We start from the raw sequence: 16,671 nt of genomic DNA, 5'->3' as shown, positions 1-16,671 counted from the left end.
GCGTGCCCGACAGCTCCTGCCGATGTTTGCCGGGCCCAGGCAGGCCCTGGGCATGTCGTGACGCCCACGGCTTGCCGCCGCCTGCAACAATTGTCGCTCCCGTCAACTACCACTGCTACCAGTTGAACTAAACAACTGAAGTATGTCACCTGCTTGGCGTGAGGACGGTTAGAAACGTGTGAGGATCTTGCAGCTCGACTGATACCCCAACACTAGTTTTCCCAGATGTGTGTCAGAACGAATTCGCGAAACGCTCGAGATCTCTGTCTGCAAAAATTGAGTGCTCTGCCAGCTGAAAGAAGTGCGAAGGGCTGACCGCGTGCGCGAAAGATAGTTCAATTCGAAAGGAATACGGCATGTTGCGCAATGGTGAAATGAAACTCGGATTGTTCCTTGTTCAGGCAGGCTATAATGAAGGTGCCTGGCGCGATCCAAGCGTACCAGCGAAGGGCGGAGTTGATCTCGATTATTATGCTGATATGGCGGCAATTGCCGAAGGGGCGACATTTCACTTCGTATTTCTCGCCGACAGCCCTAGCGTATTAGAACGAGATGATGCACACATAGCTCGTGTCAGCCGAAACGATGGGTTCGAGCCGATCACGCTGATATCGGCACTTTCATCGAAAACACAAGACATCGGTCTTGTCGCGACAGCCACGACGACGTACCACCACCCTTATCATCTTGCGCGAATGTTCGCCTCACTTGACCACTTATCGCGAGGACGTGCGGCTTGGAACATTGTCACATCGGGAAATAAGTTCGAGGGCCCAAATTTCGGTGACAGCGAACTTCCAGATCACGACACGCGCTATGCTCGAGCGCGAGAAGCCGTAGAAGTCGTAAAGGGTCTCTGGGACACGTGGGAAGACGACGCTTTTATTCGTGACAAGGAAAGTGGCATTTTCGTTGATACCACGAAGCTGCATTTGCTTGATCACAGAGGGGGCTACTTCTCAGTCAGGGGCCCACTTAATATCGCGCGACCTCCGCAAGGGTATCCCGTGTTGGTTCAAGCCGGCGCTTCCAATGCCGGAATGCAGTTCGCTGCAGAGCTTGGCGAAGTCGTGTTCACTGCCGAGCCTTCCTTAGAAAACGGTAAGCGATTCTATGCAAATCTCAAAGAGAAAGCGCGCGCACTTGGCCGAGAGGATGATCAGGTTCTAGTCATGCCCGGCATTGTCCCGATCGTTGGGAGCACCAAACAGGAAGCGCGTGATAAGCTTGAAAGACTACAATCATATACGCATATTGACGTTCTAGTTGGCGCTGCTGAACGTTGGTTGGGGTTCGTCACCGACCTTCGTTCAATGGATCTCGACTCCTTTGTCCCCGAATCCTTACCGCAGACTAATTTCATCCAAAGTCGTCAAAAGCTGCTCCTCGACTTGGCAGCGCGTGAGAAATTCACATGGCGACAATTGATCCGCTTCATATCGGACAGCCGTGGCCATCTCATGGCTGTCGGAACACCGGACGAAGTTGCCAACACGATGATTGAGATGTTTGATCAACGCGCATCTGACGGATTCAATGTAATTCCGGCGATGGCTCCGAGCGGGCTCAAGGATTTTGTTGATCTCGTGGTTCCCGAATTGCGCCGGCGAGGCAAATTCAGGTCCCAATTCTCCGGACAGACTCTAAGAGAGAACCTTGGTCTCCGGCGTCCACCCAATCGTGCGGCGCAGGGAAGTGCAAGCGGTCGTCAGTGAAAAAGAGTTAAAGCCATCGAGCGGATCCGACCGTTTGCACGGCGGGTGGTGAAACTTGCGGAGCCCTGTTGCCAACGGCAAGGGCCGCATCCACTAGCATGATATTCGACGTCGACAACCGTATCGAGCCCCCGGAGTCGGGCGCTGGATTGAGCGGCTCTCGAAGCGTGCCTCACCGCGGAGTAGTCGCAAACACGCGTATGTAGATGCTTAGTAAGTAGCCCCGTTCACGGTGACGGCAGGGGGATGGCTTTGTAGATGGCCTTCCGGAGCATCGTCATCGCTGGAAAGAAGGAGCCCTTGATGGGTGTGTTGTCGGATCTACGGGTCGTCGAGATTGGTAGCTCGGCCGCTACCAGCTATTGCGCGCGGCTGTTTGCCGATTTCGGCGCCGATGTTCAGAAGGTCGAGCCGCCAGCAGGTGATCCAATTCGCCGCAGCGCGCCACTCACGCCCAGTGGCAAGAGCGCTTGGTTCGCATTCCTCAACTTCAACAAGTCAAGCATCATAATGGATAGCGCCGACCCCGGGGCGGTCACAAGGCTGACTGCGATCATCAAGGATTGCGACATTCTGATCGACGGGCGCGATGTTGATCCTGCGGATTGCCCGATCGTTGATATCGGCGCAATTCGTGAGCAATGTCCCGGGTTGATCTATCTCGAGGCGAGCTGGTTCGGTAGCGAAGGGCCCTATGCAAGATTCGTCGCAACCGATTCGACAGTTCGCGCGCTTGCTGGGCTCATTAAGCTGGTTGGACCGGTAGCGGGACGGCCCTTGCACGCACCAGACTTTCAGACGGGTATCCTTGCGGGCCTGTGGGGCTTCATCGCAGCGGCTTCTTCAGCGATTGCACGAATGCAGGGCGGCGCAGGACGGTCCTGGTCGCTCAGCACGTTCGAATCGAGCGTCTCTCTCAGCGAGTATCTCATGTTGGAGGCATTTGCTCGCGGCGACGTGGTGCGCCGGATTGGCATTAACCGCTTCTGGCCGACATTTCCCGCCGGCATTTACGAAACCAAGAAGGGGTGGCTTGGCGTCACGACAGGCACACCGGCACAATGGCGTGCGTTCTGTGACGTGCTCGGCCTCTCCGAATTGCGTGATGATCCGGCTCTGCTCTTCGGCGTCGATCGTCTGCGAAACACGGAGCAGATCGAACGGCATTTCATGCCGAGACTCAAAACGCGGACAGCGCAGGAGTGGTTCGCGGAGGGACTGAAGCGCAAGATCCCGATCGTGCCGGTGCCCGAAATATCCGATCTGCTGCGGGATGCGGAGAAGAGGGAGCGCGGCGCAATCGTGCCTGTACTCCTTGGCGGAGAAGAAGGTCTGACCGCCGGCTCAACGCAGCGGCTGACATCCACGCCGCCGCGCCGGGGCGGCAAGGTTCCAGCTCCGGGCGAGCAGCAGCGTTTCGCGAATACAGGAAGACGCCTCACCGGCACTGCGCCGGTACCGTCCGGATGCATCGATGCAGGCGGGCTGCCATTGCAGGGGATACGCGTCATCGACTTCTCGATGGGCTGGGCGGGTCCGTTGTGTACGCGCACATTGGCGGATCTCGGTGCGGACGTCATCAAGATCGAAGCTATCCAGTATCCGGACTGGTGGCGCGGCGTTGACCGGCGCCGTGCCTACGTTGACAGCCAGATGTACGAAATGAAGCCGGAGTTCTGCGTCATGAACCGCAACAAGCGCGGCATCACCCTCGACCTGACGCGGTCGCAAGGCCTCGATCTTGCCAAACGGCTCTCAGCGGGGGCCGATGTTGTTGTTAACAATTATTCGGCGGATGTGCTGCCGAGGCTCGGGCTTGGCTACGATGTACTCAGAAAGCTCAACCCCCGGCTCGTGATGATGTCGATGTCAGCCTTTGGCACGAACAGCGTCCGTCGCACTTGCCGGGCCTATGGCTCGACTCTCGAGCAGGGCTCGGGGTTGCCGACTGTGATCGGCAAGTCCGACGGACCACCCGTGATGAGCCACATCGCGTTTGGAGATGCTGTTGGTGGGTTGAACGGCTGTGCTGCAGTTCTGGTTGCGCTGATTCACGCTCGCACCACCGGGCGCGGGCAATTCATTGATCTTGCGCAGATCGAATGCATGATGCCCTTTGCGGCGCCATGGATCACTCTCCATTCGATCGACGGTGCGCAGCCGGTTAAATACGGCAATCGACATCCAGAGTTCGTACCGCATGGCTGCTTCCGGTGTGCCGGTGAGGACAACTGGATTGTGGTAACCGCGACCGACGAGCATATGTGGCAAAGGCTTGCCGTTCTTATCGGTCGACCAGATTGGGCCACAGACATGTCGCTGAAATCTGCCGAAGCTCGCCGCGACATCGAGGAGTTGATCGAAAGAGGCATCGAAGCCTGGACGATGGCCCGCGACGCGGACCAGGCGATGTCGGAGTTGCAGGCGGCGAGGATTGCGGCAGGCGTGGCCCGCCTGCCAATTGACTTGCTCAGCGATCGGCAACTTAAGTCGCGCGGGTATCTGCAGGAAATCGAACGCGTCTTCATTGGCTCGCATCCGCAGCCGTCAATGCCGATTCGCGAAGGTGAAGCGCCCTATGGAATCCGCGCAGCTGCACCGACGCTTGGACAAGATAACAGAGAGATTTTATCTGAGCTTCTCGGGCTCGCTGCTGCCGACATCGCGCAACTGACGAGAGAGGGCATTATCGGTACCGCGATGCTGTCCGAAGAGGAGCTCCAAGCAAAGGTGTCGTCAGACTAACAACTCAGCGCTATCGCGAGATTTACGTACCTTATCGGGTTCTCTAACTGGCGCCTGCTGCTCAGACATTCATGATAGCGCTAGGCTCACTCCAAGCTTTCGCAAGAGAGACAGCGTAGCATCACTCTACTGCAAATAAATGGTCGTGAACAAGGGCGAATTTACGGATGTCCTTGCGTCAACTTCGCGACGGCGGCGTGCTTGGACGTTTATGACGGCTGCATTCTGCAAACTAGATAATGCAGAAACATCAATCTGCATGGAAGCCACCCATGCGAATCTTGAGCGCAGCGTTTCGTAAGGCTCGACAGAACATGAAAGTGATCTGAGGCCAGCAAACTGGACCATTTTGGCTAGAGTTTTTCGCACTGATTCCGGCTAGGAGGAGCGAAGAACAAGCCCTCGAAGTTTTCAGACGCCCAGAAGGCGTTCATTCTCATGCAGGACGCCGACGGCGTGCCGGTTGCGGAGATCTGCCACAAGGCCGGAATCACTCAGACGACCTATTTCAATTGAAAGACGAAGTATGATGGGCTGCGTCGCAGTTTGCAATACGGACGTCGGCAGATTGGAACGATCCGGCCGGGGTTCGTCGAGGCTGACCTTGTCGCGCACAGCGGTCCATCGGCGAGCGGCAGCTTCAGCGAAACACTTGTGCTCACCGACATTGCGCATGGCTGGACGGACTGCGCCCCTCTGATCGTGCGCGAACAAACGCTGTTGAGCACGGGTGTTGGTCAAATTGAGCAAACAATTGCCCTTTGCGCTGCTCGGCCTCGATACGGGCAATGATACCGTGTTCATGAACGAGACGCTGAAAGCCTACTGCGATGCGGCCAACATCGTCTTCACGCGTTGCCGGCCTTACCGGAAGAACGACCAGTGGGTTCGTCGAGCAGATGAACTGCGCCGTCGTGCGTAGGATGGTCGGCTATCACTAGGCTGGCGGCGGACAGCGTGGCCCAACGCCGCGACCTCGCGTGCCCAGTGACGGGCACTCGCACGCCCTCCATACCTACCAAGGAAGCTGGAAGGCTCCGAAAGAAGGACAGAACCTGCGATCGCCCCAATATGCGACCAACCAAGACTTTCCCGTTTCAGCAATGCCGTGACTTGAAGATCGACTCCGCGTGATCTTGCCACCTGGACTTAATCCAGATTGAAGTTCGCTGTCGCCCAAGACAAGGACCAGAGCATGAAGCGCAGCTGCTTTACGGAACAGATGGGTATTCGGTTCCAATCGCGATTTGCCGCGCAGCACGTTTTGACGGAAGATCGCCTGTCAAAGGAGGAAAAGCTATGATCTACGTCGGCCTCGATTTTCCGCTGAATTCCGTTGCGATATGTACGGTGGACGAGACCGAAAAGTATCGGGAAGGGAACGATGTTGGCGGACGCGCCGTCGATCGAATTCGGTTTCATCGACCCACATTCGGTGAAGGACGACAGCATCGTTTTGGCCAGCGCGACCTTCGCACGCTTGCTTCCTTGCCGGTGTGCAACGCGCACCGCCCGAGCATTCATCGGAGACCATCGTTGAGGCGTGCGAACGAGGTTGGCAGCTTCGAACAATGCCGTGCGCGTCTCTCCATCTCCGACTTTTGTGATCCGTCCACCCGATCAATTTCGCCAGATTGGTATCGCCGGAGCGTCAACCCGAGATAGGCGCCTACGGATTGGGAATGCAGGAATGGCCTGGGATCGTCCACGGTGGAGCGGAAGGTCAACGCAAAGACCGGGCCTATCCCTGGCATCGTCAGAGCCGACAAGCCGGGTCGCTGCGCAGGCCTTCAGAACCAGACGATAGAGTCGGGCGTACTCCCACATCAGCGCTTCGCGTCCGGCATGCAGCGGATTCATGATCGTCCAGTGTGGCGTCATCGCGGACCAATTCACGAACTCGCGTCGCGAACAGAGTCCACGAGACGATTCCGGCTTTGAGACCGAGCGGACGCAGAACTCCTCGGAGTGACTGTCTGTGTGGCAGCGATGGAGCGGATGATATGCTTGCGAGCAGCCGCCAAGGTCCGCGCCGTTTGGCTGCCAATACTCTTGACATGAACAGGCTTGAACCATTCCGTTCTCACCACCTGCGCGATGCCACGGGCGTCGTTCCGATCGGTCTTCCGGCATGGCTGAAAGTGCCGCCTTAACCTGGCGGGCTTCCAAACTGACGGCCGGCAACCCAAGTTCGACTAAAATTGCGGTTAGCCATTCTGAGGTCGGTCCTGCCTCCAGGCCAAACCGCTCAAATGGATGGCGGCAGCGAAGGACGCCATCGCCATCCAAAAAGACGCCCGTCGCGGGACGTGGGATGGTCGAGTTCGCATGATCTCGCGTCCGGCCTCTAGGTCGTGTGGACAGTTACCTTAACCAGAGCAGGGTTGCGGCGATAGTTACGATGGCGAAGTAATTTCGTGCGGTCTTTTCGTAACGGGTCGCGACACGCCTGAACCGCTTGAGTTTCGAGAAGCAGCATTCGATCAGGTGACGCTCGGCATAGAGTGGTTTGTTGAGCGGATATTTGATTGCCCGCGAGGGGTTGTTCGGAATGACGGCTTGAGCGCCCTTTGCGGCGATGGAAGATCGCAGTGCATCGGAATCGTAGGCTGCATCGCCCATTACGACCTCGGCTGGAAGCCCCTCGATGAGCGGCTGGGCCTCAGGCGCATCACCGGCTTGCCCCACTGTTAGGAAGAAACGGACCGGGCAACCCAAGCCGCGGACAGCCATATTGATTTTTGTCGTCGGGCCGCCGCGCGAACGTCCGATGGCCTGATTTTGAGCCCCCCTTTTGCGCCGCGCTGGCGTGCTGGTGGGCGCGGACGATGGTGGAGTCAACGATCAAGTACTCAAAGTCCGGATCATCTGCGAGCGCTTCGAACATGCGCAGCCAAAACCCCCTTTGCGCTCCACCGGCTGAAGCGCCGAAACGCGCTATTCCACTCGCCGAACGCTTCTGGCAGATCACGCCACGGCGAACCGGTCCGCACGATCCATAAAACGCCCTCGACGAACATGCGGTTGTCGCGGCCCGTCGAGCCACGCTGGTCCGGCCGACCGATGGTCAAGCCGGAGATACGATCCCATTGCGCATCGCTCAGAACGAGCCGTTCCATGACACCCAAGGCTTCCTCCTAAAAGAAAGCCTTGAATCACATTCAATCCGATTTGAGAATCCCAAGAGTCCACACGACCTAGTCGGCTGACTACCCCGAAGAGCTTGAACCGACCATTCAACCGAATCCCATTATTCGGCGGCTTTGCCGACCACGAACAGAAGGGAGGTACCCGGGGCACGCGCTCTTAAGAGATTGATAGAGGCAGACCAAATACAGAAGCAGATCACCGGAATCTTGAAGCAACATAAGGCCGATGTTTCGCCCGCTGATCTGTGCCGCAAGCATGGCGTCAGCGACGCCAGCATCTACAAGTGGAAAGCCAACTTCGGCGGGCGAGAGGTCTCAGAGGCCAAGCGGCTGAAGCGGCTGCTGGCCGACACCATGCTGGAGAATGCGGCGCTGAAGGACCTGTGGGGAAAGAAGTGATGACGCCCGCGGCCAAGCGGAAAGTTGTCGCGCATCCCACGGGATGGGCGAACGGCGGGCGTGTTGAGCCATCCGTATTGACGTATGACCATCAAATACCAGACGATCGGGCGATTGATTCCGACCTGCGGCAGCGCATGAGAGCGATCGCCCAGGAGCGCCGCCGCTTGGACTATCGGCGCCTGCACATCCTGCTCAAGCGGGAGGGCTACCTGGTCAACCACAAGAAGCGTTTCCGGCTCTACGGGGAAGAGAAGCTCGCGGTTCATGGCCGTGGCGGCCGCAGCGGGCGATCGGGACCCCAGCACCAATGACGGTGCCGATGGCGCCCAGCGATCACTGGTCACTCGAGCTCGTGTCGGATCAGCTCACGGATGGCCGCCGCTTCCGTGTCCTGATCATGATCGACGACAGCACCTCTGCGGGCCTATTGGCGGCTGACCCGACCGACACGCTGGCTGTTTCCCGGTCGCGATGGCGAGCGGCCGTTTGAGCCCACCGTGCTGCACGCCGCCTGCCGTTCAGCCGGGATCGCGGCCGGGAAATCAGCTTCTTAACGAACGACCACGGGTAGGACGCGTCAGCATCGAAGTCTCCATGGGTCAGTGGAAATAACCCTGACTGCGGATGTTGCCGTGGCGCGGGGGCTGGTTGGTCGGATGTCTCGTCGAGGAACGTCCGATAGAGGCCGTTCTTGAGGATCGAACGGATCGAGGCATATCGGTCGAAGCGGCTGCTCATGATCGCGTGAAATATCTACTCACGATCAAACGAAACGGGTGCTCACGATAGCCTGAAAGCGCCGCTCACAATCCCCGAAATGCGCAGATCATCGCCACCGCCGGCCTGGAAAAGGTTAAGGCGTTGGTCGCAATCGTACGGGACGAGACAGATGCTCGCCTGGCCGCAGCAGCGCGCTTCGCCCTCATGGCTATTGCCGACGAGATTGAAGCTTCAGCCGACCAGATCGAGAGGCCCGAGCGCGCAATCGTCATGGACACCAAGCGCGACGAGGACATGCGTCGACTGACCACAATCTCTGGCGTCGGCGCCATAACTGCGGCGACCATCAAGGCGCTTGTGCCGGATCCTGGCGGGTTAAGTTGGCTCCCACTTTGCCGCCTGGCTGGGATTGACGCCGCGATCTCATTCAAGCGGAGGCAAAGAGACTGACACGAATATCGAAGATGGGAAATCCGGAACTCCGCTCTCTCCTCGTTGTCGGAGGCAACGGCCGTCTTGCCGGTCGTCCGAAACGACGCTTGGGCGCGCCCCGGCTGAAGGCGCTTCTCGCCAGACGGCTCTTCAGGGTTGCCGCTGTTGCGCAGGCCAATAAGCAGCGCGGATCATCTGGGCGCTTCTGAACAAGGGCCGAATTTATCGGCGTCCCGACCTATTGGCGATTACCACGGTCGCTGTCTTATGGATGCAGTGACCGCCAAAACGATCTGACCGGCGCAGGCCGGCCGAGCGCAAGGTGCAATAACCGGTGATGAATCCATGGAACTCCCGAAACGAGTGAATCTACTGCCCCCAATACGTGCAAGCGCGTAAAATTGATTTAGCTCCTCGTGCCGCGGATCTCTCGCGGCCAGCGGCCATATTGTGCCACGCGCAAAGGGCGGACATATGACCGCACCGTTCCAATGTCTGAAATCGACTGAAAAAGCTCTTGCGTCGCGGGCTGTTCCACATGTGGGGGCTAGGTCAGGCTAAATCTAAACCCACCGTAATAGTCTTCTCCATGGAACGGCCCTGCCGTTGTGGCGCCTCTCTACGCGAACACGTTAGGCACTCTTGATGCCGGTTCGAAGGGCTGATTCATAACATCGATGCTACTAACCTTGGTAGGTTTATTGTTCATGGTTCTCAGCTAATTGAGCGGAGGCGACTCTGGACACACGCGTCGGAACACAATGCCTTGCCGGGGAGCATGCATGTTCTGGTCGCTAAGCGGATATGGTCTGCCATTATCGATGTTGTTGATCAAAGAGGAGGTCGACGCATGAAGCCAGGGGAGGATACGGGCACGTTTCGAGGAAATAACCTTGCACTTGTGTCCGCAACCGCAGCAATAAATCTCTAATGGCGCTGCCGGACTTTCTCACAGGAGGTGCAGCGTATGGGAGGTCTAATGCGGCGAAGGCTTGAGGGCATCGCATTCGAGTATGGAAACCGTTTTGATGTTCGAGGGCGAGGCATGGCGCTTGGGTTTGATTGCCGAATTGCCGAACTCGCCGGGCGAAAAGCCTTTGAGAAAGGATTGATGGTTGAACGCTGCGGACCTTTTGATCAGGTCATAAAATTCTTGCCGGCACTCACGATCGATTGTGAGACACTAAAACAAGGTCTCCAGATATTCGAGACCTCCCTAGCCGAAATAGTGAAGCAGACGAAGCTGCCAGTGGGCTGATCCCCGCTGTCCTCCCAGATTGCAAGGTAGAGATATAACAATGACATACGACACGATCAAATTCGAAGTTGCCGAGCAGATCCTCACTATCACGTTGAACCGCCCCGAGAAGCTCAATGCCTGTACCGCCGCCATGGAGCGCGAATTGATCGACGCTTTCGATCGCGCCGACGAAGACGATGACGTCCGTGCCATCATTGTAACCGGCGAAGGCCGCGCGTTTTGCGCCGGCGCCGATCTTTCAAGGGGCGTCGATACATTTGACATCGAGGCGCGTCGTGGGGCCGTGAAACGGCTGCCCGATGGAAGGGTGGACTACAGCGATCCGAACGTCAGCGACAGCGGCGGCCACCTCACGTTGCGAATCTTTAAGTCCCTCAAGCCCGTTATCGCCGCGGTGAACGGACCAGCCGTTGGTATGGGCGTGACCATGCAACTCGCGATGGACATCCGCATTGCGTCTGAATCCGCGCGCTTCGGCTTTGTGTTCTCTCAGCGTGGCATCGTGCCGGAGGAAGCCTCGAGCTGGTTCCTACCGCGCATCGTCGGTGTTGAGCAGGCACTCGAGTGGTGCTACACAGGCCGTATCTTCTCCGCGCAGGAGGCGCTTGCGGGACGGCTGGTCAGCAAGGTGGTGCCGCCTGATCAAATGCTGCCGACCGCTCGAGCGCTGGCGCGGGAAATAGCGGAGAAGACCGCGCCGGTTTCGATCGCGCTGATCCGGCAAATGATGTGGCGCATGCTAGGCGCCGACGACCCCATAGAAGCCCACAAGATCGACAGCCGCGGTATGTATACGCGCGGCAGTTCGGTCGACGCCAAGGAAGGCGTGATGGCCTTCCTGGAGAAGCGGGCCCCGATGTTCAAGGACAAAGTGTCCGCCGACATGCCAGATTATTTCCCGTGGTGGACGGAGCGAGAATACAAGTAATTGTCCGTGCTTTCGGCTAAACGAACGCGAGCCTTCCGTCCATCCGAAGTCGAGCGTTCCGTCCATCGGAAGTGAAGGGCCATCCTATGTGAGGTCCATCCGACGTATAGCCGAAGCTTTCGTGCGAGTGCGGTGTGGCGAGCAGCGCGGAAGGAGCCGAACTGTCGCAGGATAGCCAAACCCGCTCCGGCTGTGTAGTGCAGCAAGCCAGCAGTATCAAGCGAACGATGAAATGGAAAATCCGGCGCGCACACCGAGGCAGATGAAATGGTGATGCCTGTTCGGGCGCTCGGACGAAGGCGCTAGCGGGGGCCCTTTCGGAAATGGCGTGCATTCGGCCTTGCCTCGACCAGGATCGGGGCCCCACGGCCTTGCGGCTAGCGCGTCGCTTGCGGACGGCGAGCCCTTCCTCGGCCAATAGATCCAGTTGATCCCCGACGCCCTTAGTCGCAGCAGGACAAACAGCCTCCGGTAGCCGAAGCGCCGCCGCTCGTGGGCGAGGTCACGCAGCCGGCTACGCAGAGCCGCGTCCCGAGGGCGGATGGGGCGATAACGGATCATCTTCCGGTCGGTCCTCAACGATCGAACAGGCCCGCCGTTCCGACAGGCTCATGACGCCCTGTGGATGCGCGACCGCAGCGCTCTTGGCGGCTAGCCGTGCCATTTTTTCGAAAGGAGCTCGCGCAGGGCGGCCGCATCAAGCATCTGCTCAGCCTGGCATCGTCAAAAGCCAGGCGCAGCCAGTCAGCATTACGCCGGGCAGGACCGGCTTCTTGTGACGGCCAATCTTGCCCGGCGAAAGGCTCCCAGTCTCGCGCCTCAGGTTCTTCCACTTCGTCACGCAGGAAGGCTGATCTGTAATGTTTTGGCTATCGAGCGCACAGTCTCGCCCCCGTCAGCCCGTGCAAGGGCGCGTTCGCGAATGTCTTCCGAATAGGGTAGCGTATTCATGCTGGCCCCCGTTCCCAGTACGGGTCTTGAATCAGAAATCGGTCCGGATGGAAATCTCGAGGGTTCTGTGAGGTCGCGGGGCAAAGGCCAGCCGCGCGCTCTGTCGTAGCGTGCGATCTCACAGAAGCCGGATTGAACGAAGCCGCCCGCGGAGTTGCGGGCGCTATGGCGATAGTGCAGCCGGTGCAGTTGCGGAGAAGGCGCGCCTGTGGTCGCCGGGCGTCGGCGAGACTTGAGCAGGTGTGAGCGGTCCCATTGATCGGTCAGTGGGGGCGATGCCGCGAGGGATTTGTTGCGCTGGGATGCATGGCCGAACGATTGGCGGAGTGAGCGGTGACGAGCGGGGCCACGGCGACATCGGACGTTGCCACCGACAAGATGATCCCGGAAGGGGTGGACAGTGCAGGCGCTGGTCATGACGTGTCACACCGAAACGGATGGTCGCGCGCGCAGGTTTGCGGGACGACATCGACGAGCCGCATGGTGCCGCCGCAATGTGGGCAGACGGGAATCTCGCATTTGGCGAAGGGATCGGTGCCGGCATCTCGATCTGGCGGAAGATGGCGGACAGCGAGGAGCTGACGGCACAGGGCGAGTCGGTCGTTGCGTCCGCCATTGGCGATGAAGCCTAGTGGCGGATGCGGTGAAAGCCGTCCGGCAGGGTGTGCATGAGAAACCGACGAATGAACTCACCGGCATCAAGCGTCATTACCTTGGCTTTGCGATTCTGCCATAGTCCTTCCAGGGGAAGCTCATCTTAGCATCGGCGAGCGAGATCAGCCGGCTGTTGGATGGCAACGCGATGCGTATAGCGGCCGAGATACGCCAGCACCACCGAATGGCGGCTTGGCGTTGACGACCCAGTCGGTCCGTCGGAGCTGATCGAGCCGCTGAGTGAACACGGCCGGATCGGCGAGATGGACGAGATTACCAAAAAAGCCTAACTAGCCAGCCGCGAAGGCAGCTTGCAGCTCTTGCAAAAACAGCCGGCGGAATACCGGGAGAGGACCCGGACCGGCAGGAAGAAGCAAGACCGGCAAGCGCTCCATCGTGTGCCGTCGAGCGAAGGTCCACCGCCAAGCACGACACAGTGGACATGCGCATAGTGTTGCAGAGTCTGGCCCAGGTATGGAGGACGGTGGTCACGCCGAGTCGGGCACCGAGATGCTTGGGGTCGGCTGCGATGGTGGTGAGCGTCTCCACCGAACAGCGGAACAGGATGGCATATACCGCCGCCTTGTTCTGGAAAGCAATCTCTCTGGCCGGCGCCGGCAAGGTGAAGACGACGTGGAAATACGGCACGGAGAGCTGGTCTCGCTTGTCTGAACAGACTTTCCGCGTCGATAAGTGGAGCCTCTGCCGAGGTTAGGCCGCCACGCGGAGCGGCGCAAGGTTGAAGTAGGCTTGATCCGGGGTCATGTCGTCAAGGCTCGAGTGGGGCCTGCGTTGGCCGATCGAATGTCGCGCCTCGCCGACGGTTTCGTAGGCTCGCAGATCGACCTCCTCGTATTTAACGCTGCGCCATAGCCGCTCGACGAAGACGTTGTCCCGCCAGGCGCCCTTGCCGTCCATGCTGATCGCGATGCCGTGGCTGGCGAGGACGCCGGTGAAGGCCGCCCCGGTGAACTGGCTGCCCTGGTCGGTGTTGAAGATCTCCGGCTTGACGTGACGGACCATCGCGTCCTCCAGCGTCTCGACGCAGAACGCCGCCTCCATGGTGATCGATACGCGCCATGACAGAACCCGGCGGGTCGCCCAGTCGAGCACCACGGCGAGATAGACGAAGCCACGTGCCATCGGGATGTAGGTGATATCCATCGCCCACACCTGATTGACCCGCTCGATCGCCAGACCGCGCAGCAGATACGGATAGATCTTGTGGCCCGGTTCGGGCTTGGTGGTGCGCGGACGGCGATAGAGCGCCTCTATCCCCATCCGCCGCATCAGCGTCTTCACATGCAGGCGGCCGATCTTGCACCCCTGCAAAGCCAGCAGGCCTCGCAACATACGCGAACCGGCGAAGGGGAACTCCAGGTGCAGCCGGTCGAGCCGCTGCATGATCGCGAGGTCGGCAGACGACACCGGGCGCGGCAGATAATAAACGCTGCCGCGGCTGATCTTTAAAACTTCCGCCTGCCTGGTGATCGACAGATCGTGTCCACGGTCGATCATCGCTTTGTGCTCAGCAATGCCGCCTTGGTGAGCGCTCCTTCTAAAAAACTATGCGCGGCGCTGCGCTCCCCCTGTGGGATAGAAACGTCAGCTCTCCGATCTTGGCATGCAGCGACTTCACATCGACTGCAGGCGCGGCCGGCGGCCCGCCCCCTGGTCCGAAAATCCCGGAAGCATTGCCCTCAAGCTGCGATTTCCACGCCGTAATCTGATTGGGGTGAACGTCAAAATGCTCGGCCAGTTGGGCTATCGTCCGATCGCCTTTGACGGCGGCCAGAGCCACCTTCGCCTTGAAGGCCGGTGAGTGATTCCGGCGTGCTCGTCTGCTCATCGTCTCTCCTGATTCGCGGGCCTATCGTGCCCGTCGTCAGGCAGAAACTCCACTTAACGTCCTGTGCAGATTTCCGGAGCCGGCTCTCGGGAAGGAGTTCGGCCTGCCGCTCGGCAAGCTATTGCGCGCGCCGCGCCCTGGCACTTCGGACAGTGCCGATTGCGACAGCTAATGGGCGTCGCCCATTAGCTGTCTTATGGGCAAAGCCGGTAATGGGGAGCTGGCAATCGCGATCACCGTATTTTCCTGTGTATTGCCGCTCTCGAGCTCTCCATTACAAGTCGCCCGTGCGGCCCCGTTGGGTCGGTCGGCCACTGATGGCCGGTCACATACGGAGACGGACATGTTGGAGACGTACTTCTCGGCAGCGAAGCTCCCGATCCGGCGACACGCGATGGCATCCGCGATCGCGCAATGCTGCACGTGGCCGCCTGCGCAGGGCTGCGCGTCTCCGAGCTGACGGGCCTCAAGGTCGATGACATCGCCCTGCCTTCGATGAGCATCCGCGTGCTCGGCAAGGGACGCCGGGAGCGGACGCTGCCGTTGTGGAAGCCGGCGGCCGCTGCACTGCGTGCCTGGCTGGCCATCCGCGGGCAGGTCGCGACACCCGAGGTGTTCGTCAACGCCCGCGGTGAGCCGCTGAGCCGATGGGGCTTTGCCTATCTGCTCAGGCAGCACGCCGCGACTGCGGCTCGCAAGCAGCCCGGTCTCGCCAGGAAACGCGTCTCGCCCCACGTGCTCAGACACACCTGCGCGATGGTCGTTCTGCAAGCGACCGGGGACATCCGGAGTGGCTGGGCCACGCTACGCTGACGACCACCGAGGTCTACACGCGCGGCGATCCGACCGAGAAGCTCGATGCGATGGAGGCGATCGTGCCGCCCCACCTGCGGCGCGGCGTCTTCCAGCCCATCGACCAGCTGATCGAACTCCTCAGGCGTACCTCGTAATGGAGAGCGGGGTTGGCGGTGATTGGTGCAGGAGCGCGATCAAATTGCCGCCAGCTCCCCATTACCGGCTTTGCCCATAAGACAGGAGTTGTAGGCTATGTGCGTCGCACCGCAGTCGTCGCATTGCTCGAGGTGGTCACCGAGCACGGCCGTCCGACACGGCATGATGGCGCCCATCACGCGTCGCTCGACGCGGCCGAGGTGACCGGCATGCGCCCGTCGAAAAGCTTCGCCGTGGCGGCGGAATACATCCGCCACCTCCAAAGGCCGACCCATGGTGCCGATCAGCCGGGCGGAACGATCTCCATTCGCAGTCGGTCGAGTGGACTCGGGGTCTGGCTGATCGTCTTGGTGGCGAGACCTGGGTGTAGCGCGTTGTGCTCGACGATTCATAATGCACCTCGGCTAACTCATTGAAAGTCAAAGACCTGCTGCGTGGCATTTTGTGTTAGCGGAGGCTTCCGACGCTTTCCCTTGGCGAAACCTGCCAAGTCCTCGGCCCTGATCACCCAAGGCGCGCCCACGCTAGCTTGTCGGCCTTTGATGTCGCCGCGGCGGAGCATACGCAACGCCGTCATGTTGCAGACGCCGATGAGTTTTGCTGCCGTTTCGAGCGTAATCTCGCCGCGCTCCGCCCACTCCCCGTCGCGGAAGACGGCGATGTCGTGGTGATTGCGGAAGCCGCGGGCGCGCTCTTGCGTCCAGGTATTGCCGTGCCCGGTCTCCACGCGAGTGCGATTGAGCAGGCGCGCGATCTGCCGATCGGGCATCAGCCGCGCCAGCTCACGCATGAGTGCGATCGTGTCGTCGGGGATACGTGGATTGTGCCGGCCGGCCGCATTCAGTCGCTGTTTGACTTGCAGTTGGGTATGATCGCCGCCTTGCCAGTGCAGGACCGCATGGATGATTGCGCCG

10 protein-coding genes and 8 pseudogenes are annotated in these 16,671 nt (G+C 59.6%); 10 read left to right on the top strand and 8 right to left on the bottom strand.

Going from position 1 to position 16,671, the window contains the following annotated elements; all coding sequences use genetic code 11:
* The first annotated feature begins 356 nt into the window (after window positions 1-356).
* From IVA81_RS27145 to IVA81_RS27135, 4 genes and pseudogenes are all read left to right on the top strand, one after another.
* Complete coding sequence (locus IVA81_RS27145; protein ID WP_247323674.1) at window positions 357-1,715, top strand: LLM class flavin-dependent oxidoreductase; 1,359 nt, start codon at window positions 357-359, stop codon at window positions 1,713-1,715.
* Between the two features lie 258 nt (window positions 1,716-1,973).
* The gene (locus tag IVA81_RS27140) at window positions 1,974-4,460 is read left to right on the top strand and encodes a CoA transferase (RefSeq protein ID WP_247323672.1); all 2,487 of its coding nucleotides are present in this window, start codon (window positions 1,974-1,976) and stop codon (window positions 4,458-4,460) included.
* 432 nt (window positions 4,461-4,892) lie between these two features.
* Window positions 4,893-4,973: pseudogene (locus tag IVA81_RS40360) on the top strand (hypothetical protein); the annotation flags it as partial.
* 38 nt (window positions 4,974-5,011) lie between these two features.
* Window positions 5,012-5,395, top strand: a pseudogene (locus tag IVA81_RS27135) (ISNCY family transposase); the annotation flags it as partial.
* Window positions 5,396-5,609: 214 nt separating this feature from the next.
* Here IVA81_RS27135 and IVA81_RS27130 read toward each other — a convergent pair.
* The 3 genes and pseudogenes from IVA81_RS27130 to IVA81_RS27120 form a co-directional block, all read right to left on the bottom strand.
* On the bottom strand, window positions 5,610-6,032 hold the full coding sequence (locus IVA81_RS27130) for a hypothetical protein (RefSeq protein ID WP_247323717.1): 423 nt from the start codon (window positions 6,030-6,032) through the stop codon (window positions 5,610-5,612).
* Window positions 5,981-6,214, bottom strand: a complete 234-nt coding sequence (locus IVA81_RS27125) for a transposase (RefSeq protein WP_247323710.1) — start codon at window positions 6,212-6,214, stop codon at window positions 5,981-5,983. The genes IVA81_RS27130 and IVA81_RS27125 overlap by 52 nt, the downstream gene beginning before the upstream one ends.
* A gap of 610 nt (window positions 6,215-6,824) precedes the next feature.
* Window positions 6,825-7,588 (bottom strand): annotated as a pseudogene (locus tag IVA81_RS27120) (IS5 family transposase).
* Between the two features lie 186 nt (window positions 7,589-7,774).
* On the opposite strand from IVA81_RS27120, the pseudogene IVA81_RS27115 reads away from it, so the two are divergent.
* The 5 genes and pseudogenes from IVA81_RS27115 to IVA81_RS27090 all read left to right on the top strand — a co-directional run.
* Window positions 7,775-8,426: pseudogene (locus IVA81_RS27115) on the top strand (transposase); the annotation flags it as partial.
* 1 nt (window position 8,427) lies between these two features.
* A pseudogene (locus IVA81_RS27110) lies at window positions 8,428-8,550 on the top strand (recombinase XerD); the annotation flags it as partial.
* Window positions 8,551-8,872: 322 nt separating this feature from the next.
* Entirely contained in the window at window positions 8,873-9,181 is a 309-nt protein-coding gene (locus IVA81_RS27105; RefSeq protein WP_247323714.1) for a hypothetical protein, read from the top strand.
* Between the two features lie 961 nt (window positions 9,182-10,142).
* On the top strand, window positions 10,143-10,421 hold the full coding sequence (locus IVA81_RS27095) for a hypothetical protein (RefSeq protein WP_247323668.1): 279 nt from the start codon (window positions 10,143-10,145) through the stop codon (window positions 10,419-10,421).
* A 40-nt stretch (window positions 10,422-10,461) separates the two neighbouring features.
* On the top strand, window positions 10,462-11,352 hold the full coding sequence (locus IVA81_RS27090) for a crotonase/enoyl-CoA hydratase family protein (RefSeq protein WP_247323666.1): 891 nt from the start codon (window positions 10,462-10,464) through the stop codon (window positions 11,350-11,352).
* A 326-nt stretch (window positions 11,353-11,678) separates the two neighbouring features.
* Here IVA81_RS27090 and IVA81_RS27085 read toward each other — a convergent pair.
* The 3 pseudogenes from IVA81_RS27085 to IVA81_RS27075 all read right to left on the bottom strand — a co-directional run.
* A pseudogene (locus IVA81_RS27085) lies at window positions 11,679-12,066 on the bottom strand (IS3 family transposase); the annotation flags it as partial.
* A gap of 809 nt (window positions 12,067-12,875) precedes the next feature.
* Window positions 12,876-13,626: pseudogene (locus IVA81_RS27080) on the bottom strand (transposase); the annotation flags it as partial.
* A gap of 42 nt (window positions 13,627-13,668) precedes the next feature.
* Window positions 13,669-14,806: pseudogene (locus tag IVA81_RS27075) on the bottom strand (IS3 family transposase).
* A 399-nt stretch (window positions 14,807-15,205) separates the two neighbouring features.
* On the opposite strand from IVA81_RS27075, the gene IVA81_RS27070 reads away from it, so the two are divergent.
* Window positions 15,206-15,619, top strand: coding sequence for a tyrosine-type recombinase/integrase (locus IVA81_RS27070; RefSeq protein ID WP_346659421.1), 414 nt, complete (start codon window positions 15,206-15,208; stop codon window positions 15,617-15,619).
* Between the two features lie 176 nt (window positions 15,620-15,795).
* Here the strand turns inward: IVA81_RS27070 and IVA81_RS27065 are convergent, their stop codons facing one another.
* The gene (locus IVA81_RS27065) at window positions 15,796-16,032 is read right to left on the bottom strand and encodes a transposase zinc-binding domain-containing protein (RefSeq protein ID WP_346659419.1); all 237 of its coding nucleotides are present in this window, start codon (window positions 16,030-16,032) and stop codon (window positions 15,796-15,798) included.
* 134 nt (window positions 16,033-16,166) lie between these two features.
* A partial coding sequence (locus IVA81_RS27060; RefSeq protein ID WP_247323660.1) for a helix-turn-helix domain-containing protein occupies window positions 16,167-16,671 on the bottom strand: 505 nt, incomplete at its 5' end.

This window comes from Bradyrhizobium sp. 141 (genome assembly GCF_023074055.1).
In the GTDB taxonomy this organism is placed as follows: Bacteria; Pseudomonadota; Alphaproteobacteria; order Rhizobiales; family Xanthobacteraceae; genus Bradyrhizobium.
The sequence above is the reverse complement of the archived record's forward strand: the minus strand, read 5'-3'. Positions and strand labels throughout refer to the sequence as shown.

What these genes read in the sequence shown, in the direction of transcription:
- IVA81_RS27145 (WP_247323674.1), top strand. Translation starts at nt 357, where the DNA reads ATGTTGCGCAATGGTGAAATGAAACTCGGATTGTTCCTTGTTCAGGCA.
- IVA81_RS27140 (WP_247323672.1), top strand. Translation starts at nt 1,974, where the DNA reads ATGGCCTTCCGGAGCATCGTCATCGCTGGAAAGAAGGAGCCCTTGATG.
- IVA81_RS27125 (WP_247323710.1), bottom strand. Translation starts at nt 6,214, where the DNA reads ATGCCAGGGATAGGCCCGGTCTTTGCGTTGACCTTCCGCTCCACCGTG.
- IVA81_RS27095 (WP_247323668.1), top strand. Translation starts at nt 10,143, where the DNA reads ATGCGGCGAAGGCTTGAGGGCATCGCATTCGAGTATGGAAACCGTTTT.
- IVA81_RS27090 (WP_247323666.1), top strand. Translation starts at nt 10,462, where the DNA reads ATGACATACGACACGATCAAATTCGAAGTTGCCGAGCAGATCCTCACT.
- IVA81_RS27065 (WP_346659419.1), bottom strand. Translation starts at nt 16,032, where the DNA reads ATGGGTCGGCCTTTGGAGGTGGCGGATGTATTCCGCCGCCACGGCGAA.